Consider the following 18910-nt stretch of genomic DNA (forward strand, 5'->3'; position numbering starts at 1 on the left):
ACAAATACACCTTCGGAGATAAAGAATTTTTTCACCATTATGACCTCGGTCACAGACATCAAGCCTATATTAGAACAAGCTTTCGCTGTAATTTCTGGGCTTCGCCCAACGGAGACGCGGATGGCGGGAAAAAATCAGGGTATCAACCGAAACGATCCTTGGCGGGACTACACCAGGGGACGACAGGAAGGGTATCCATTCAACTCGTCCAAATCCGATACGATCAGCAGGATTCTGAAGCGCGCATTGGACATCGCTATTGCGGCGTCTCTCTTATTTCTTCTGTCGCCGCTCCTTCTGTCGGTAGCACTCATCATAACGCTAAGCGATAGGGGCCCCATTCTCAATTCCCATCGGCGGATTGGCTATAGGGGAAAAGAGTTCGGTTGCCTCAAGTTTCGGACGACGAGAGCTGACGCAGCGGCCAGCCCGCATGTGACTGTTCTCGGCGACATCCTGACGCGATCGAGCCTCGACAAGCTTCCTAAAGTGATCAACGTGCTGCTTGGGCAAATGAGCCTTGTCGGACCCCGCGCCGTTAGCAAAGAAGAGCTGCCGCGATACGGCGAACATGCCTATGCTTACATCGCGGTCCGTCCTGGTCTGATCGGTCAGTGGCAGACCGGCGAGCGCGCCAACTATCAGAATAGCGTTTGCCTCGACGTCGAGTATCTGAGCAAATGGACGCTCACATTGGATTTCATGATCATGGCAAAAACTCTGTCGGCACTGCTTTCCCGGCACGCCTTGCTGCCGAAAGTGGACTGGTAGAGTATTTCCGTTTTCCCCGCCGAAAAGCGTAAGCGGTTTTCGGACGAAATAATGTGCAAAATATCTGATTAAAAACAGGATTTTAGGCAGACAGGCAGCCTTAAACCATCCTGTTCTGGTGGGCGCAAACCGTCATTTTTTTTGTGGACGTTGCCTTCGTTCCGGACGGCTGAGATACCACACAGAGGCGCATCCTGCCTGCTCAGCCATTGCATTATCCGTGGGGAGGCTTGCCGGTCACTTGTGAGCGCTCGGTGATAGAGTCCTTTTTCCGCCGCTTTTGGATATGCACCCACAATGAGTAGGCGAATAGACCCGCCAGATAACATATTTCCATCAATACAAGCGCTTCGAGCGAGTAGGCGATCGCTTCGGAAAAAGAGGAGCCTTTCAGCAGGATCACAGCACCCAGGGCAGCGACCAGCAGAAATGCAAAGATTGCAAAAGCCCAGGCGCGAATGGTCGCTCCGGCGGCGATGGAGATGGAAACCACGATGAGCGTGCTCTTCAGCATTTATACTGCTCCTCTCTTCACGCCTCCTTCAAGCCGCCGTCTGCCCTCAATGACATGACAAAACTCAAAGTCGAAACGAAGTCCGATCAAAGTATTTTATCTATTACCGTTAAAATATTGCTAAGAACCGCCTAGCAACCCGATCAACTACGCGAAGAATATTTGGCTATTCCTCAGACAGGGCATCCATCGTCCAAAATCAAAAGATGCTTGGAGCACGCAGGAAGGTTTAGGTATCGGATTAGTAACGAGGCGCCGCGGTGCTGCCGCGACGTTCCAGCGCCTAACTGAACATTCGTTCGATTGTTCCAAAAAGATAAATCTGAACATAAGCTTGCGTATGGGCACTTATGCGCCCGCGATGATCCAAACAGCGCCTGTCAACCCAGCATGAGATGACGACGACGTCAGTGATCTGCAGCAAGCCTGCTCCAAGCTCGGCTTTCACGACGGGATCGGACGCTCCCCCCGTGGCGGTCGACCACGTTACAACGAAACAGGGCCCGCCGGTGATTGGTGAGCCCTGCTGATGTCTTTTGCAGGTTAAGCACCGGCGATAAAGTTGCCAGTCTCGCGACCGGCATCGATAAGTCTATTTCGAGACTGCAGCCGCCAATTGCCGTTTTGCGCCGCGTTGGAGACTGAGGTTTTCAAGCCAAGTGACTTGTTTCCTCAATTTCAACGCCGGCTTTTCGATGAATATCCAGGAGAAGGCAGCAAAGCAAGTCGCAACGATGCTGCAGACAATGCCATTCAACAACCAGTTATGCGCCCAAGGCCCGAGCGCTACGAACGCTTGTTGGATGGGATATCCATAGAGGAAGACGCCGTAGGAGTAGTCGGCCCCGCGCAAAACGCCAAGCTTGCGGGGCGAGGTCAGGCCGAGGAAAACCGTGACATATCCCATGGCCGGAATGGCTATGAAATCCCCAAAGGAGGTGAACCAGTAGGCCCAGAATATCATTGCCATGGAGGCAAGGAAAATTCTCACATCCCAAAGAACCTTGTCCTTGTAGAGATAGAAAGTCACGCCCACGAGAAAAGCACAAATAAGCAGATTACCTGACGCGGTCGTGGGCATCGCCGCCCAGTCACTTTCATGTTTCCAATACCTTGCGATACCGAAGCTTACGATCAAAGCCGGCGTTGCGATAAGGGCGATCACGCGCCGCCTGACCACGCCAAGCAGAAACAGGGCGGCGATCACAGCATAACACTCGAGCTCGAAGGGTACAGTCCAGAGCTGCCCGTTCACCATCGCGGCGTCGGGATTATCCAGGAATACCCCTGGAAGATTGAAGTGAATGTGCCCTGTGACATTCAGCAGATAGGTAAAGAACTGTGGGTCGGTGAAATAGTCACGCAGGTCATACTCTGTATAGATCGCTCCGAGTATAAAGGCAGCCAGCAATACCTCCACCGCAAGAGCAGGGTAGATCCGGATAAATCGGTTACCGAGAAATGAGATTAATGTCTTCGACCGTTCAAGACTGCCGGCCACCAGGAATCCACTCAAGACAAAGAACATCGGGAGCACTGATTTGATGACAGGACGGAAGGGCGACTCCCAGAGGAAGAGGTCATCGCCGTAGGTGACGCGGGCCGTATGTATCCAAAGCACTGAAAAGGCTAACAGTAATCGCATATAATCGAATCCTGCCGGTCGCCCGTTCGCTAGATCAAGCTTTTCGCCGAGAAACATCTGTGCCCCTTTCAGAAATATTACTCGATTTGGAATGGCAAGCTGTTGCCGCAGTGCGGCGGCGGCATCATTGCCAGATCGGAGCCGCGTGTCAGTGACCAGAGGTACACCAGGAAAAATTGAACGAGAGAGCTCCCCTCTCCTGAAGACGAGATAGCTGACCATCAACCCAATGGCCCTGTGCTTCCCGAGGTGCCATGCGACGGTCAGAGTTTAAATCCAGGCGATCGGGCGGCGGATTGGATGAGGAAACGATGAAATTTCTGGCCACCCTATTCTGTATTGTTCTCGCCTTTATCGGGTTGGGCTTGATGGGAGGCGGCGCCGTGCTGCTCAGCCTCGGCGGCTCGCCCTATTACGCGATCGTCGGGCTTGCCTATCTGATTGCAGCGCTCCTGCTATGGCGCCGGAAAGCGTCAGGCGCATTCATCGTCTTTCTTGTTGCCGTTTTCACCCTTCCCTGGGCACTTTGGGAGTCGGGTCTCAATTTTTGGGCACTTTTTGCACGTTTGATGTCTCCCATTGCACTGGCGGGCTTTGCACTTCTTTTTGCGCCCTCGCTTTTGCCAGCCGCCAACCGGAAACTTTTCTATGGCGGCACCCTGCTTGCCGTCGTCCTGTTCGTTGCGGGCTTTAGCCTTGCTTTCACGCCGCATGGGCTGATCCGCCCCTCCGCCGACATCCCCGCCTACAAAATCGCCAAAGGCGACAATGCTCCCTCCGACTGGACATCCTATGGCCGCAGCACGGCAGGAGATCGCTACTCGCCGTTCGATCAGATCAATCGCGGCAATGTTGCCAAGCTAGACCTTGCCTGGACATATCGCACCGGAAAAGGAGAAGGCGCCGATCAGAACACGCCTCTGCAGATCGGCGATACGATCTATAGCTGCACGCCGACGGATGTGATCGCAGCGCTCGATGCAGATACCGGCAAACCCCGCTGGACCTTCGACCCCAAGGCAACGGCGCCTTACTGGCAGCGCTGCCGCGGCCTCGGTTACTATAAGATGCCCCAGGAGGCCCCATCTGCCGACGGTCTTTGCAATGAGCGTCTGGTGCAGACAACGATTGATGCCCGCCTCCTCGAGATCGACAGCAGGACCGGCGCGCCCTGTAAAGGCTTCGGAGACAATGGCACCGTGCAGCTCTCCCAGGGCATGGGCGAAGTCAAGACAGGTTATTATTTCCAAACATCAGCGCCGCTGATTGCCCGCAATCTGATCGTCGTCGGAGGCTGGGTCATGGACAATCAGGAGGTCGGCGAACCCTCGGGCGTCATCCGCGCCTTCAATGTCGTCACCGGCGAGCTCGAATGGGCGTGGGATCTCGGCAATCCTGAGATCACCAAACTCCCGCCGAAGGGCCAGACTTATACGCGGGCCACGCCCAACATGTGGACGACGGCCGCATTCGACGACAAGCTTGGGCTCATCTATGCACCGCTCGGCAATACCACCCCGGATTACTACGGCGTCAATCGCCCGGCCTTCGCCGATCGATACAATGCCACACTGGTAGCGCTCGATGTCACGACGGGACGAGAGAAATGGAAGTTCCAGACCGTGCATCACGACATCTGGGACTATGACCTCCCGGCCCAACCGGTTTTGATCGACCTGCCTGATGGCAATGGCGCCACAATGCCTGCTCTCCTGCAGACCACCAAACGCGGGCAGCTTTTCCTGCTCAACCGGCAGACCGGCGCACCGCTTGCCGAGGTTCAGGAGAACCCGGTGCCGCAGGACGGCGGCGCGCCGGGGGAGAAGCTGTCTCCGACACAGCCCTATTCCGTTGGCATGCCGACAATCGGTGCGGAGCGGGTGACGGAGCAGACGGCCTGGGGCCTGACGATGTTCGATCAACTGGCATGCCGCATCGCCTTCCGAAAGATGCGCTACGATGGCGATTTCACCCCGATCGGCCCGCACTATGCAATCCAGCAGCCGGGAAATCTGGGTGGTCTCAACTGGGGAAGCGTATCGGTCGATCTGCCGAACAACCGGGTCTTCATGAACGATATCCGCGTGCCCAGTCTCTTCGCACTCATCCCACGCGGCGAGTATGTCGATTTTGCCCTCACCACGACCGCGCATGGCCCCTCCGCCCCGCAGCGCGGTACACCATATGGTATGGCTACCGAAATGTGGACCTCGAGGCTCCGGGTTCCCTGCACGCAGCCGCCTTTCGGCACCGTCACGGCAGTGGATCTGAACACCCGTAAGATCGCATGGCAGGTTCCGGCCGGGACCGCCGAAGAACTAGGGCCGTTTAAGATCAAAACCAATCTGCCGATGCCGATGGGCCTGCCGAGTTATGCCGGCACGTCGGCGACTGCCGGCGGTGTGGTCTTCTTCGCCGGCTTTCAGGACTATTATATCCGCGCCTATGACGCCGAGAACGGCTCGGAACTCTGGAAATATCCCCTGCCGGTCGGCTCGAGCGCCACGCCCATGACCTATGTCTCACCTAAAACCGGAAAGCAGTATGTCCTGATATCCGTTGGTGGAGCGCCATATTCGACGGACGTCGGCGACTACGTGCTCGCCTTCACTCTCAAAGACGAACATTAGCCGCTGTCAGCGCACAAGCTTACCCGACCATCTCCACCTCAAACGAACTCATCACGGGACCCGCAGCAAAGGCAATCAGGATTTGGCGACGTTGCCGGCCGCATTGTGTTATTTTGGTCCGATAGGGAACTGAGGCTACGAGCGTGACGCGAAAACTGGCGGCGATCCTGGTCGCGGATGTGGTCGGCTACAGCCGCCTCGCCGGTGCGGACGAGGATCGCATCCTGGCGCGGCTGCGAACGTTGCGCAGCGATCTGGTCGATCCTACCATTGCCGTGCACAATGGCCGTGTGGTCAAGCGTACCGGAGATGGAAGCCTCATCGAGTTTCGCAGCGTCGTCGACGCCGTGCGCTGCGCGATCGAAGTGCAGACTGCCATGGTCGAGCGAAATATCGGCGTGTCCCCCGAGAATCGCATCGAGTTCCGGGTCGGTATCCATCTGGGGGATGTCGTCGAGGAGAGCGACGGCGATTTGATGGGCGACGGCGTCAATATCGCCGCGCGGTTGGAGGGAATTGCCCAGCCCGGCGCCATCTGCCTCTCCGAAGATGCCTATCGCCAGGTGAAAACGCGGCTTGAATGTGCCGTGACCGATCTCGGCAAAATCCCTCTCAAGAATATCGCGGAGCCGATGCGGGCCTATTTGCTTCAGATCGGAACCGCGTCAAAGCCGCTTCCGGCATGGCAGCCGGGAGAGCCGACCCCGATGAAACCGGCATGGGCCGCAGCCGTTCGTGACAAGCCCTCCATCGCCGTACTGGCGTTCAACAACATGAGCGGCGACGCCGAACAGGAATATTTCTCCGACGGGATCAGCGAGGACATCATCACCGACCTCTCGAAGTTGTCCGAATTGCACGTGATCGCTCGCAACTCATCCTTCATCTACAAGAACGTGACAGCTTCCGTGCCTGAGATGGCCAAGGCGCTTGGTGTCCGCTATGTCCTTGAAGGCAGCGTGCGCAAGGCTGGCAACCGCGTGCGTGTTACCGCCCAATTGATCGACGCCAGCAATGGCGGACATATCTGGGCCAGCCGGTTCGACCGCGACCTTACCGACATTTTTGCGGTTCAGGATGAACTGACCCAGGAGATCGTGACAGCGCTCAAGCTGAACCTCACCCATGGCGACCAGAACCGTTTGGGCCACGGGCGCGCTGCCGATGTCGGCGCTTACGAGTTGCTATTGCGTGGTCGCGAACAGGCATCGGCCCATACCCGAACCGGAAATGGAGCCGCCCGCAGCCTGGCAGCAGACGCTATCACCATCGATCCGGACTATGCAGCGGCATGGGCACTCATTTCCTTCACGCATGTGCTCGACTACGTCAACGCCTGGAGCGACGATCCGGAGGCTTCGCTGCAGATCGGGCTGGATCTCGCGCAGCAGGCAGTGCAAATGGCGGAAGAACAACCCAATAGCCACTTCGCGCTGGGCATGGCCTGCATGTGGAACCGCGAACTGGACCGGGCCCGGGCAGAAGTGCTGCGAGGCCTCGCGCTTTCTCCCAATTCCGCCGAGCTCCTGATGCTGATGGCCCATATCCAGATATTCTCCGGCGATCCCGAAGGCGCCTTGGAAAAACTCGATGCATCGATGCGGCTTGACCCACATCATCCGGAAATTCTTTTCCAATTTCTCGCTGACGCGCGCTTTTCTCTCGGTGAATATGAGCAAGCGATCGTCGCGATCGAGCTGCGGCTCCAACAAAACTCCCAATCGGAAACCGCCTATGCCCTGCTGGCGTCATGCTACGGCCACCTCGGCCGGCCGGAGGAGTGCCGACGCGCGTGGGAAAAGGCACTCCAGATCAATCCCAATTTTTCCGTCGAGCGCCGCCGCCGCGTCCTTCCCTTCCGAAACCCCGAGGACTTTAACCGCCGTGTGGAAGGACTGCGTAAGGCCGGATTGACGATCGCGAATCTCGATCGATGAACCGCCTTCGGCCGTGGTTACGATGCCGATAGCTGCATCCGCCGCAGATATGTAGTTGTGGAGGAAGAGCATGAGCCAGCAATACACTCCGCTCAAGGTAACCGTGGCCAGGTTTTCCTACGCGGTGAAAATCTTCATGACTTCGCATGTCGGCGGAAGAGCAAAACTGCTCCTCCTTGGCTTGGTAACGCTCTTCTGCGGCATCAGCGCACTGAATGTCCTCAACAGCTTTGTTGGGCGACATTTCATGACCGCCATTGCCGAAAAGCAAACTGCCGAATTCGTCCGCCAGGCGTTGCTTTATACTGGGGTATTTGGCGCCTCGACGATTGTCTCGGTGATCGCGCGTTTTGCGGAGGAACGTCTTGCTCTGCTCTGGAGGGAATTCCTGACACATCGCGCCATCGGGCTTTACATGAGCGACGGCACCTTTTATCGGGTCGGCATATCAGGCAAGCTCTCACACCCGGACCAGAGAATCGCAGACGACATCAAGGCGTTTACCATTGCCACGCTTTCCTTCGTGCTGATGCTGTTGAACAGCGGGTTGACCATTTTGACCTTTTCAGGTGTGCTGTGGTTGATCAGTCCGCTGCTGTTCATTGCTGCAGTCGTCTATGCGGCATTTGGCTCCTACATGACGATCGCGCTCGGCCGACCGTTGATGGACCTGAACTACAACCAGCTCGACTCCGAAGCGGCCTTCCGCTCCAGCCTGATCCATATGCGGGAAAACGCGGAATCCGTCATGATCGCAGGCGGAGAGGAGCGCCACGCCAGATTCCTGATCAAACAGTTCGATCAGCTCGCCAGCAATTTCAGGAGAATAATACTCATCAATCGCAATGTCGGCTTCTTCACCACCGGCTATAACTGGATGATACAGATCATTCCGGTCGTCATCATTGCTCCAGTCTTCATGAATGGCGACATGGAATTCGGCGTCATCACGCAGTCGGCTGCAGCGTTTGCGACGCTGGTCGGCGCATTCTCGTTCATCGTCAGCCAGTTCCATTCGATTTCCAATTTCGCCGCCGTGGTGGCCCGCATCAGCTCTCTGCTGGACGCCATAGAGGAGGCGCAAGAACCCGCAGAATCCGGGATTGAGTTCACCGAAAACGGAGAGCAACTTGCCTATGAGGATGTGACCCTGACGGCACCCTCGGATGTGCCTTTGCTGCGAGAGCTGTCAACGTCGATCCCGCTCGGCACGCGATTGCTTGTCGTCGGCGATGAAGACGCCGCAGGCATTGCTTTGTTCCGGGCCACAGCGGGGATCAATATATCAGGCAACGGACGCATCAACCGTCCAAGGCGGGATTTGATCCATTTCATTCCCCAGCGCCCCTATGTTGCTCGCGGCACGTTGCGCCAGATCCTCGTACCGCCGGATCGATCCGGGGACGTCTCGGAAGAGCAAATCCTTCGATTGCTGAAAGAGCTCGGTCTTGGACGCGCCATGGATGCCGGGGAAATCGACAAGGAACAGAACTGGGCGACACTGCTGTCGCCACGCGAGCAGCACCTTCTGGCTATCGCGGGAGCGCTCGTGGCCGAGCCGCACTATGTCCTGATGGAGAAGGGCGAGGTCATGTTCGGGCAGGAACTGCTGAATCAGATCCTCGGGCTTCTGGCGGAAAGATCGGTCGCATGCATCAACTTCGCGGAGCCCGATGCAGCGCGCAGCGGCTATGATGCAGTTCTCGAATATCATGCCGACGGATCCTGGATCTGGATCGATCAACTAGGCAATTCCTAATTGCTCATGGTGGGCGAGTGCTGCCGCACTTCCTCCATGCCGCCATTGCCGCTGTTGGACATTCCATTCTAGGTCCGGGTCGTAGCTAGCGTATGGCGGGCGATCATCAGTTCTTCGTCCGTAGGCACCACATAGACCCGCAGCCTGCTATCCGACGTCGAGATCAGCAGATCTCCCTTGGCGTTCCTTTCCGGATCCAGCTTCGCCCCCAGCCATTCGAGTTTCGCAATGATCCTCTTCCTCATCTCGGGCGAGTTTTCGCCGATGCCGGCAGTGAAGACAAAGGCATCGATGCCGCCAAGGGCTGCTGCCAGCATGCCGGCATGCAAGCCGATGCGATGGACGAAGTGCTCCAGCGCGAAGGCCGCAGACGATTGCCGGCTTTCCAGGAGCGCACGTACATCATTGCTCACGCCGGAAAGGCCCATGAGCCCCGACTCCTTGTAGAGCAGGTCCTGCACTCCGTCGGGCTTCATGCCCTTCTGGTCTAGAAGATAGAGGATGACGCCGGGATCGATCTGACCGCAACGCGTGCCCATCGGCAGCCCGTCGAGAGCAGTGAAGCCAAAAGTGCTTTCCACACTGTGACCACCGAGCAGCGCGCACATTGAGGCGCCGCTGCCGAGATGGGCGACGACAATGCGGCCACCGGCGATCTCCGGTGCAAGTTCGCGCAGGCGATTTGCCACATATTCATAGGAGAGCCCGTGAAAGCCGTAGCGCCTGACGCCTTCGGCATAGAACCGTTCAGGAATGGCATAGTGATCTGCAACCGCACTGTGGCCGCGATGGAAGGATGTATCGAAGCAGGCGACCTGCGGCAAATCCGGACGCCGCTGCCGGATCGCGCGGATCGGCGCCAGATTGTTCGGCTGATGCAGCGGGGCGAGCGGCACATAACGCTCCAGATCCGCGAGCACCGTTTTATCGATGAGCACCGCCCGATCATAATCCGGGCCGCCGTGCACAACCCGGTGACCAACCGCGGCAAGCCGATCTTGATGTCGTTCTCGCAGCCAGTCCCCGACGAGCCGCATGGCGGCCGGCAGGTCGGGAACTTCGCTCGGGCTGTGCTGATGATCCGCAAGCATCTCTGAGCCGGTGCCCTTGATGCGTAAACGCGGGGCGGTACCCACGCCTTCCATCTGCCCTTTCAAAAGTTTTGAAAGGCCACCTTCGACCGAAAAGACCTCGAATTTGAGGCTGGAGGATCCGGCATTTACGACGAGAATGACATCCATGACGCTATGCACCCGATATGGTCGCCATTCGGCGGCGCGCTTCGGCGAGCAGGACTGCCACCGCACAGGAAGCAAGGCGGGTCCGCACGGAATCGGCACGGGACGTGAGGATGATCGGCACCCTGGCGCCGAGCACGATGCCAGCAGCGTCTGCGCGCGCCAGAAATGTAAGGTTCTTCGCCAGCATATTGCCGGCTTCCAGATTGGGCACGACAAGAATCTGCGCCTTGCCTGCCACCGGCGAATGGATAGCTTTTATCCGCGCAGCTTCGGGGTCGATGGCATTGTCGAAGGCGAGCGGCCCATCGAGCAGCCCGCCGGTGATCTGCCCGCGCTCCGCCATCTTGCAAAGCGCGGCCGCCTCGATGGTGGAAGGGATCTTCGAGGTTACCGTTTCGACGGCCGACAGGATCGCCACCCGCGGCTTGCCGAGGCCAACCTGGGTAAACAGGTCGATGGCATTCTGGACGATATCGCGCTTCGCATCGAGGTCCGGTTCGATATTGATAGCTGCATCCGTGATGAACAGCGGCTCCGAATAGGTCGGCACGTCCATGACGAAGACGTGGCTGATCCGGCGGGCAGTCCGCAATCCCGTGGCTGACGCGGTCACGGCACGCATCAACTCGTCGGTGTGCAGGCTGCCCTTCATCAGAAGCTCGCCTTTCGCCTCGCGGATCAGCTCAACTCCGCGAGCTGCGGCGGCATCGCTGTGGGTAACGTCCACGATCTCATAGGCTGCGATATCGAGATGGTGTGCCTCGGCCACCGCCTCAATCTTCTGGGCGGGACCGACGAGTATGGGCGTGATCAGCCCCTCCTCGGCAGCCTCGACGGCGCCGCGCAGAGATGCTTCGTCGCAGGGGTGAACGATGACCGTGTTCATCCGCGGAGCCTGCTTGGCGCGCGCGACGAGCTGTTCATATTTCCGGTGCGCCTCCGGCGGTACAATGCCTGCTGTATCCGTCATGAAAACCCCCATTAGAACAGCTTCTATCGCAGCCGCCGATATCGGGTCGTGATCCTGAGTTCTGGACCTGCCGGTCCGGTGCGATCCTCGCCGTTTTCGGGCAATCGGATGGCGCGCCGGCTAAGCTGCGTGTCTGCAGGCGACATGCCGGGAGCGCCGCGAGCGCACCCACATTGCTTCTTGCCAGCCCCGCTTTGCGGCAGCCGCAATTGAACGGGAAAAACCCGACGGCGTGCAGGACAAGCCGGCGACCGAAGCCATCCTAGTAACCCATTGTGACGGTTTATCGTCTCCTTCCAGCCACTGCACGTATGTTACGGGAACATACACCTTGCCAGATACCCGTAGGGAGTTATCTGATGCCGCCTGTCTGCAACTTTGCCCAGGGGCGATAAACGGTTACCGAGCCTACAGCTAGCTCAATTCGTATCGCCGCCCTGAGGTCCATGCAGGAGTTGGAGCCGAATGCTCGTCAAAGATGTAATGACCGTCAAAATTATCAAGGTGTCGCCTGACAACAGTGTCAGGCAGGCGGCAAAAATCATGCTTGATAACCACGTCAGCGGCGTCCCAGTCGTTGATGACGAAGGGCATTTGCTGGGTGTCCTCAGCGAAGGGGATCTGATCCGCAGAACGGAGTTGGTATCTGGAGCGATAGCCTCGCTTGAGGAAATGGCATTGCCATCGGAAGCTCGAGCCAACGCCTATGTCAGGCGCACCTCGTGGCGGGTCGGTGATGCAATGACCCCGGATCCTCTCACCATTGACGAGGAAGCCTCGCTGGCGCGCGTTGCGAAGCTCATGCACGAGCGGAGCATCAAGCGAATTCCTGTCGTGAGAGGTCGCGAGCTGGTCGGCATAGTTAGTCGCGCAGACCTGCTTCAGGCAATTCTGGTGGCGCGGCAAGACGAAACTGGTGGAGGGGATGAGGGCATCCAACGCAGTATCGTCACACGGTTCGGAGAAAACACCGGACTGGAAGGTTTGGATCTAAGCGTGACGGTTACCAACGGGATCGTGCACATCTGGGGGAACGTCGAGACCACCGAATGCCGAAGAGCGGCGCGGGTTCTCGCAGAAGGTGTTCATGGGGTCAGGGGAGTAGTCGAGCACTTCACCGCCCCGGATAGCTGATCAGCACTGCATTGCCGATATAGAGGCCTACTGCCGCTCCGGACTGTCGGAGCTGGCATATTCCGACGGAGGCATCGCATGGTAAAGCTCATGAACGCGGCCGTCGTTCGACAGTTCCGCGCACCGCTAGTTATCGAAGAGATGGAGATCCCAAGTCCGGGAAGCGGTCAGATTCTCGTGAAATACGAAGCGACTGGTGTATGCCACACCGATCTGCATGCGGCCAATGGCGACTGGCCAGTGAAGCCCTCCCCGCCGTTCATACCTGGACATGAAGGTGCCGGCTTTGTCGCTGCGGTAGGAGCGGGCGTGAAGCGGGTAAAGGAGGGCGACCGAGTCGGCGTGCCTTGGCTCCATGCCGCGTGCGGCTACTGCCCCCATTGCCGAACCGGTTGGGAAACGCTTTGCGCGTCTCAGTCCAACACTGGATATTCGGTGAATGGAACCTTCGCCGAGTTCGGGCTGGCTGATCCTGATTTCGTCGGCAATTTGCCAAACGGGTTGGATTTCGGTCCCGCCGCTCCGGTGCTGTGCGCCGGGGTGACCGTTTACAAAGGCCTCAAGGAATCAGAGGTGCGCCCCGGTGAATGGGTGGCGATTTCGGGCGTGGGAGGCTTGGGCCACATGGCCGTTCAGTATGCTAAGGCGATGGGCATGAACGTTGTTGCTGCCGACATTTTCGAAGACAAGCTGGCGTTGGCAAAGCAACTCGGCGCGGATATCACGATAAACGCCAAGGCTGTAGATGCGGTCGCGCAGATACAAGCTGCCACAAATGGCGGCGTTCATGGAGTACTGGTGACGGCGGTCTCACCGCCGGCAATGGAGCAGGCTTTCGGGTTCATGCGGTCAAAGGGCACGATGGTCCTCGTCGGCTTGCCGCCTGGGAAAATCGCACTACCCGTCTTTGAAACGGTTCTGAAACGCATCACCGTGCGTGGATCAATCGTTGGCACGCGCCAGGATTTGGACGAGTCCCTGCAGTTCGCGGCGGAGGGCAAGGTTACGCCTCATTTTTCCTGGGACAGCTTGGAAAACATCAACGACATATTCCACCGCATGGAAGCGGGCAAAATCGATGGTCGCGTCGTCATTCCCCTTTCATAACCGGAGAGCGTCGGAGCGAGCTGCATAGATCTACGGGTTGGCAAATGTCAGTTTGATCGGGAGGTTGAGATGGGTTCGACTGAGATGGCAGCAATGAACGAAACTGTGTCGGGCGGTCCCCCGCCACCAAGTGCGATTTCAGCACAAGAACTTCGTCTGCTGGATGCCTATTGGCGCGCTTCGAACTACCTTTCGGTCGGCCAGATATACCTCCTGGACAATCCTTTGCTGAAGGAGCCGTTGAAGCGCGAGCACGTAAAGCCGCGGCTGCTCGGCCACTGGGGCACGTCGCCCGGCCTCAACATGCTCTATGTGCACCTGAATAGGGTGATCAAGCGCGATGACCTGAACATGATCTACGTGATCGGTCCTGGTCATGGAGGGCCGTCACTGGTCGCCCATGCCTATCTGGAGGGCACCTACAGCGAGTTCTATCCGAACATTAGCAAGGATACGGAGGGCATGCGGCGGCTGTTCAAGCAGTTCAGCTTCCCAGGCGGCATTCCAAGCCATGTTGCTCCGGAAACGCCGGGCAGCATTCATGAGGGCGGTGAGCTCGGATATGCGCTCAGCCACGCCTATGGCGCCGCCTTCGACAATCCCGACATGATCGTTGCCTGCGTCGTCGGTGACGGCGAAGCCGAGACCGGGCCACTGGCGACCGGCTGGCAAGGCAACAAGTTCCTGAACCCGGCGCGCGACGGCTGCGTTCTGCCGATCCTCCATCTCAACGGATACAAAATCGCCAACCCGTGCTTCCTTGCCAGAATCCCGAAAGAGGAACTGCGGAAGTTCTTCGAGGGCATGGGTTACAAGCCCTATTTCGTCGAGGGGCATGATCCCGACAAGGTCCACCGGGAGCTGGCTTCTGTGCTCGACACGGCCGTTGCCGAGATCCGCAACATCTGGGCAGATGCGCGAGCGAACGGCAACCTGAAGCGCCCCGCCTGGCCGATGATCGTCTTTCGAACGCCAAAGGGGTGGACATGCCCGGCGGAGATAGATGGGAAGAAGTCCGAGGGCTACTGGCGATCGCACCAGGTTCCGATGGGCGACATGGACAAGCCCGAACACATCCGAATCCTCGAGCAATGGATGAAGAGCTATCGTCCCGAGGAGCTGTTCGACGATTCCGGCCGGTTCAAGCCCGAACTGGCGGCACTGGCTCCGACCGGGCAGCGCCGGATGAGCGATAACCCCCATGCCAATGGCGGGCTCGTGATGCGCGATCTCAAGATGCCGGATTTCCGGGACTACGCGATCGATGTTCCGAGTCCCGGCGAAACGACGGCCGAGGCGGCGCGCGTCATGGGAACATTCCTGCGCGACGTAATGAAGCTGAACCTCGAAACCGAAAATTTCCGCCTCTTCAGTCCAGATGAAAACAATTCCAACCGCTGGCAGGACGTGCTCGAGGTCACCAACCGTTGTTACATGGCCGAGATCTATCCGGAGGACGACCATCTCTCGCCTGATGGCCGTGTCATGGAAGTGCTGAGCGAGCACCAGTGCCAGGGCTGGCTGGAAGGCTACCTTCTGACGGGTCGTCACGGCTTCTTCTCCTGCTACGAAGCCTTCATCCACATCATCGACTCGATGTTCAACCAGCACGCCAAATGGCTGAAAGTATGCAATGAAATCCCGTGGCGAAGGCCGATCGCGTCACTGAACTACTTTTTGAGTTCTCATGTCTGGCGCCAGGATCACAACGGCTTCAGCCATCAAGACCCCGGGTTCATCGATCATGTCGTCAACAAGAAGGCGGAGGTGGTGCGGGTCTACCTGCCACCGGATGCCAACACACTGCTGTCGGTCACGGATCATTGCCTGCGCAGTCGCAACTACGTCAACGTGGTGGTTGCAGGAAAGCAACCCGCGCCGCAATGGCTGACGATGTCCGAGGCCGTCAGGCATTGCAGCATGGGTATTGGCATCTGGGAATGGGCCAGCAATGACAAGGGCAGCGAGCCGGACGTGGTGATGGCCTGCTGTGGCGACGTTCCGACCGTCGAGACGCTGGCCGCGGTCCAATTGATCCGTGAGCATCTTCCCGAGATCAAGGTGCGGGTCATCAATGTCGTCAACCTGATGAAGCTGCAGCCGGCCAAGGAACATCCACACGGGCTGTCCGATGCGGATTTCGACGGCCTGTTCACCAAGAACAAGCCCATCATCTTCGCGTTCCACGGCTATCCCTGGCTGATCCACCGGCTGACCTATCGGAGGACGAACCACGGCAACCTGCATGTCCGCGGCTACAAGGAAGAAGGCACCACAACCACGCCCTTCGACATGGTGGTTCTTAATGAACTCGATCGGTTCAGCCTTGTCGCAGACGTCATCGACCGGTTGCCGCAACTGGGTGCCCGCGCCGCCTACTTCAAACAGGCCATCCAGATGAAGCTGCTTGAACACAAGGAGTACATCGAGAAATACGGCGATGACATGCCGTCGATCAGCGGCTGGAAATGGGGAACAAGGGGCACGACGAAGGCACCGAAATCAACCTCCACCGAAGGCGACAACGCCTGAAGACATTGGCGGGCTTTCCAATCAATCGCTCCGCGGGACCGATCTAGTTTGAAGGATCCGTTTATGATGCGATCAAACAAGGATGTTGGCGCTCACGACGCCGAAGGAAGCCATGACCGTATGGGCATGCTTCCAGAGGTAGGCTTGCTCTCCAACGGTCGCACTCTCGTCACCGAGGCAGGCGCGGGCTACGCATCCCGGTTCGACCTCGACGTGACTCGCTGGCGCGAGGATGGAACGCGCGATTGCTGGGGGCAATTCTGCTACGTCAGGGATCTTGCGGACAACAAGATCTGGTCAGTCGGCGGGCAGCCGATCCATCGGACAGACTGCATCTACGAACACTCCTTTCAAAGTGATCGAGCGGAACTCCGCTGCTCTACCGAAGACATTGATATTCGGAGTTCGATATGCGTCGTGACAGATTGCGATGCGGAAGTGCGCCTGCTTCGAATTTCCAATCTTGGCTCAAAGGCAAAAGAGCTCGAACTGACAAGCTATAGCGAAATCTGCCTGAACAACCGTCGTGCCGACAGTGCGCATCCGGCCTTTGCCAAACTTGAGGCTATTCTCGGCATTCGAAGAGAAGGTCAGTTTCTTTCGGTCGATCCCTGCAATCCGGCGGATTGGCCGGGCTACGAGCTCGATTTCGAGCACGGATCAGCAACCCATAAAATCCATGTGGACAACAAGAGCGGGCCGGGGCACAGCCTGCTTTCGCTTGTCGTGGATGGCAAAGGGATCGATGGAAGCACGATAACGCTGTCAGATGACGGCCGCCGTCATGATGTCCGCACTATCCTTGGTTCGCCATGACAGAGCAGCTCTCGACGGATCCCGAACTGAACAGGATGCCGGCCGAGGAGGACCTGGCTCGTCTGCAGTTCACGACCCTGCTCTACTATCTTCACTGCACGAATCCGGACAACGGCCTTGTCCGCGACAAGACGCAGCCGGACGCGCCTGCGAGCATTGCCGCGATAGGCATGGCTCTCGCAACCATTCCCGTTCTCGTGGAGCGTGGCATCATCATTCGAGAGTTCGCGGTGAAGATCGCACGCATGCGATTGAAGTTCTTGCTGGATAGTCCACAAGGACCTGAGCCCGATGCAACGGGATACAAGGGCTTTTTCTACCATTTCCTTGACATCGAAACCGGACGACGCGTTTGGCAATGCGAGCTGTCGACGATCGACTCCGCGTTCCTGTTTGCCGGAGCATTGACCGTTGCCGCCTATTTTGATGGCGATTCCGTGGAAGAGGCTGAAGTTCGCCGCCTGGCCAATGCACTTTACGAGCGCGCTGACTGGGATTGGGCTTGTGATCACGGCCTCACCTTGACCCACGGCTGGCGGCCGGAAATCGGTTTTATCCCCTACCGCTGGCGCGGTTACGACGAGGGATTGCTTCTCTATATTCTGGGCCTCGGGTCACCGACCCATCCGTTGCCCTTTGAATCCTATGCGGCCTACACCGCCAGCTATGAATGGCGTAACATCTACGGACGCGAACTGCTCTACTCCGGACCGCTGTTTACCCATCAGCTTTCGCATATGTGGATCGACTTTCGTGGCATCCGTGACGAATTTATGAGAGAGCACGACAGCGACTATTTCCAGAACAGTCGCCACGCGACATTCGTCCAGCAGGAATATGCGATCCGCAATCCCAAGAATTTCGCCGGATACGGCGAGCATTGCTGGGGTTTCACCGCAAGCGACGGACCGGGCTGGACCAAGCGAAACGTTGGGGGGGTAGAGGTGGAGTTCTTCGACTACATCGCTCGCGGCGCGCCATACGGGCCGGACGATGGAACGGTATCACCATGGGCAGTTGTTGCCTCTCTACCCTTTGCGCCAGAGATAGTCATACCGACACTTTGGAACTTCGCACGCATGGATCTTGGCATGACGCGACTTTATGGCTTCAAGCCGTCTTTCAACCAAACCTATGCCGTGAAAAACAGTGACACCGGACGATGGGTCAGTCCCTATCACTTTGGAATCGATCAAGGTCCCGTCGTTCTGATGATCGAGAACTACAGGAGCGGGTTGCTGTGGAGCATCATGCGTCGCTGCCGGCCAATCGTGGTGGGATTGAGGAAAGCAGGTTTTGCAGGCGGGTGGCTGTGAAAACAACCGAGAGGCAACAGGCCTCGGTTCGAATGTTACAAACAGCGTCAACGATCTCGGGCCTAAAGCGGGTCGCGATCTTTCAGATTTGCTCCTCGCGCTTTAGGTCTTTGTTTTTACGCATGTCATTAGCGCAAAACCGCTGCACACTTTTGCGCGACATGCTTTAATCGTTAGGAGTGAAGTAATTTCGAGCTTTCGCGTATGCGCTCAGGCTGCTCACGAACTTCCTCGGCTGTCTGCCGCGAAGGCAAAATATCTATGGTTCGTGGGGAAGCGTTTCCGTGGAGCACGGTGGCGAATTCCCACGCTTCAGCGGTCCGAACTGAGGGATCCTGGTCGCCTACTGGATCTTCCCGGCCACCCCGTAAACGCAAAAGCCCGCCATGAGGCGGGTTTTTGGGTATTGTGTGTTTGATCATGGAAGGATTGGTTGCGGGGGCAGGATTTGAACCTGCGGCCTTCAGGTTATGAGCCTGACGAGCTACCGGGCTGCTCCACCCCGCGCCATGGCAAATCCATTGGATCTGCTTGAGTA

At 57.8% G+C, this 18910-nt stretch carries 13 protein-coding genes and 1 tRNA gene; 9 read left to right on the forward strand and 5 right to left on the reverse strand.

Annotated features, from left to right (window positions below):
• Window positions 1-120 precede the first annotated feature (120 nt).
• Window positions 121-771, forward strand: a complete 651-nt coding sequence (locus HJB82_RS18360) for a sugar transferase (protein WP_221140894.1) — start codon at window positions 121-123, stop codon at window positions 769-771.
• Between the two features lie 214 nt (window positions 772-985).
• Here the strand turns inward: HJB82_RS18360 and HJB82_RS18365 are convergent, their stop codons facing one another.
• Together HJB82_RS18365 and HJB82_RS18370 are read right to left on the reverse strand one after the other, a co-directional pair.
• Window positions 986-1285, reverse strand: a complete 300-nt coding sequence (locus HJB82_RS18365; RefSeq protein WP_221116520.1) for a hypothetical protein — start codon at window positions 1283-1285, stop codon at window positions 986-988.
• 592 nt (window positions 1286-1877) lie between these two features.
• On the reverse strand, window positions 1878-2987 hold the full coding sequence (locus tag HJB82_RS18370) for an acyltransferase (protein WP_221140918.1): 1110 nt from the start codon (window positions 2985-2987) through the stop codon (window positions 1878-1880).
• A 254-nt stretch (window positions 2988-3241) separates the two neighbouring features.
• On the opposite strand from HJB82_RS18370, the gene HJB82_RS18375 reads away from it, so the two are divergent.
• The 3 genes from HJB82_RS18375 to HJB82_RS18385 all read left to right on the forward strand — a co-directional run bounded on the left by HJB82_RS18375 (window position 3242) and on the right by HJB82_RS18385 (window position 9256).
• Window positions 3242-5560 (forward strand): membrane-bound PQQ-dependent dehydrogenase, glucose/quinate/shikimate family, encoded by a 2319-nt coding sequence (locus HJB82_RS18375; RefSeq protein WP_221140895.1) that lies wholly within the window; start codon window positions 3242-3244, stop codon window positions 5558-5560.
• 143 nt (window positions 5561-5703) lie between these two features.
• Window positions 5704-7497 (forward strand): adenylate/guanylate cyclase domain-containing protein, encoded by a 1794-nt coding sequence (locus tag HJB82_RS18380; protein ID WP_221140897.1) that lies wholly within the window; start codon window positions 5704-5706, stop codon window positions 7495-7497.
• 70 nt (window positions 7498-7567) lie between these two features.
• A complete protein-coding gene (locus tag HJB82_RS18385; protein WP_221140899.1) occupies window positions 7568-9256 on the forward strand; it encodes an ABC transporter ATP-binding protein/permease in 1689 nt (562 codons plus the stop codon).
• 68 nt (window positions 9257-9324) lie between these two features.
• Here HJB82_RS18385 and HJB82_RS18390 read toward each other — a convergent pair whose 3' ends face one another.
• Together HJB82_RS18390 and HJB82_RS18395 are read right to left on the reverse strand one after the other, a co-directional pair.
• Window positions 9325-10497, reverse strand: a complete 1173-nt coding sequence (locus HJB82_RS18390; RefSeq protein WP_221140900.1) for an acetate/propionate family kinase — start codon at window positions 10495-10497, stop codon at window positions 9325-9327.
• Between the two features lie 4 nt (window positions 10498-10501).
• A complete protein-coding gene (locus HJB82_RS18395) occupies window positions 10502-11467 on the reverse strand; it encodes a phosphate acetyltransferase (RefSeq protein ID WP_221116515.1) in 966 nt (321 codons plus the stop codon).
• Between the two features lie 465 nt (window positions 11468-11932).
• Here HJB82_RS18395 and HJB82_RS18400 point away from each other — a divergent pair, with 465 nt between their 5' ends.
• The 5 genes from HJB82_RS18400 (at window position 11933) to HJB82_RS18420 (ending at window position 18372) form a co-directional block, all read left to right on the forward strand.
• Window positions 11933-12601, forward strand: a complete 669-nt coding sequence (locus HJB82_RS18400; RefSeq protein WP_221140902.1) for a CBS domain-containing protein — start codon at window positions 11933-11935, stop codon at window positions 12599-12601.
• A 78-nt stretch (window positions 12602-12679) separates the two neighbouring features.
• Window positions 12680-13708 carry an alcohol dehydrogenase AdhP gene (adhP, locus tag HJB82_RS18405; RefSeq protein ID WP_207581616.1) on the forward strand — a complete coding sequence of 343 codons (1029 nt, stop codon included), beginning with the start codon at window positions 12680-12682 and terminating at the stop codon, window positions 13706-13708.
• Between the two features lie 69 nt (window positions 13709-13777).
• A complete protein-coding gene (locus HJB82_RS18410; RefSeq protein ID WP_221140904.1) occupies window positions 13778-16240 on the forward strand; it encodes a phosphoketolase family protein in 2463 nt (820 codons plus the stop codon).
• Between the two features lie 63 nt (window positions 16241-16303).
• The gene (locus tag HJB82_RS32015) at window positions 16304-17056 is read left to right on the forward strand and encodes a hypothetical protein (RefSeq protein ID WP_246762688.1); all 753 of its coding nucleotides are present in this window, start codon (window positions 16304-16306) and stop codon (window positions 17054-17056) included.
• Entirely contained in the window at window positions 17053-18372 is a 1320-nt protein-coding gene (locus tag HJB82_RS18420; RefSeq protein WP_221116511.1) for a glucoamylase family protein, read from the forward strand. The genes HJB82_RS32015 and HJB82_RS18420 overlap by 4 nt, the downstream gene beginning before the upstream one ends.
• 430 nt (window positions 18373-18802) lie before the next feature.
• Here the strand turns inward: HJB82_RS18420 and HJB82_RS18425 are convergent.
• A tRNA-Met gene (locus tag HJB82_RS18425) sits at window positions 18803-18879 on the reverse strand.
• Between the last annotated feature and the right edge of the window lie 31 nt (window positions 18880-18910).

The organism is Rhizobium sp. NZLR10 (assembly GCF_019685125.1).
GTDB lineage: Bacteria > Pseudomonadota > Alphaproteobacteria > Rhizobiales > Rhizobiaceae > Rhizobium.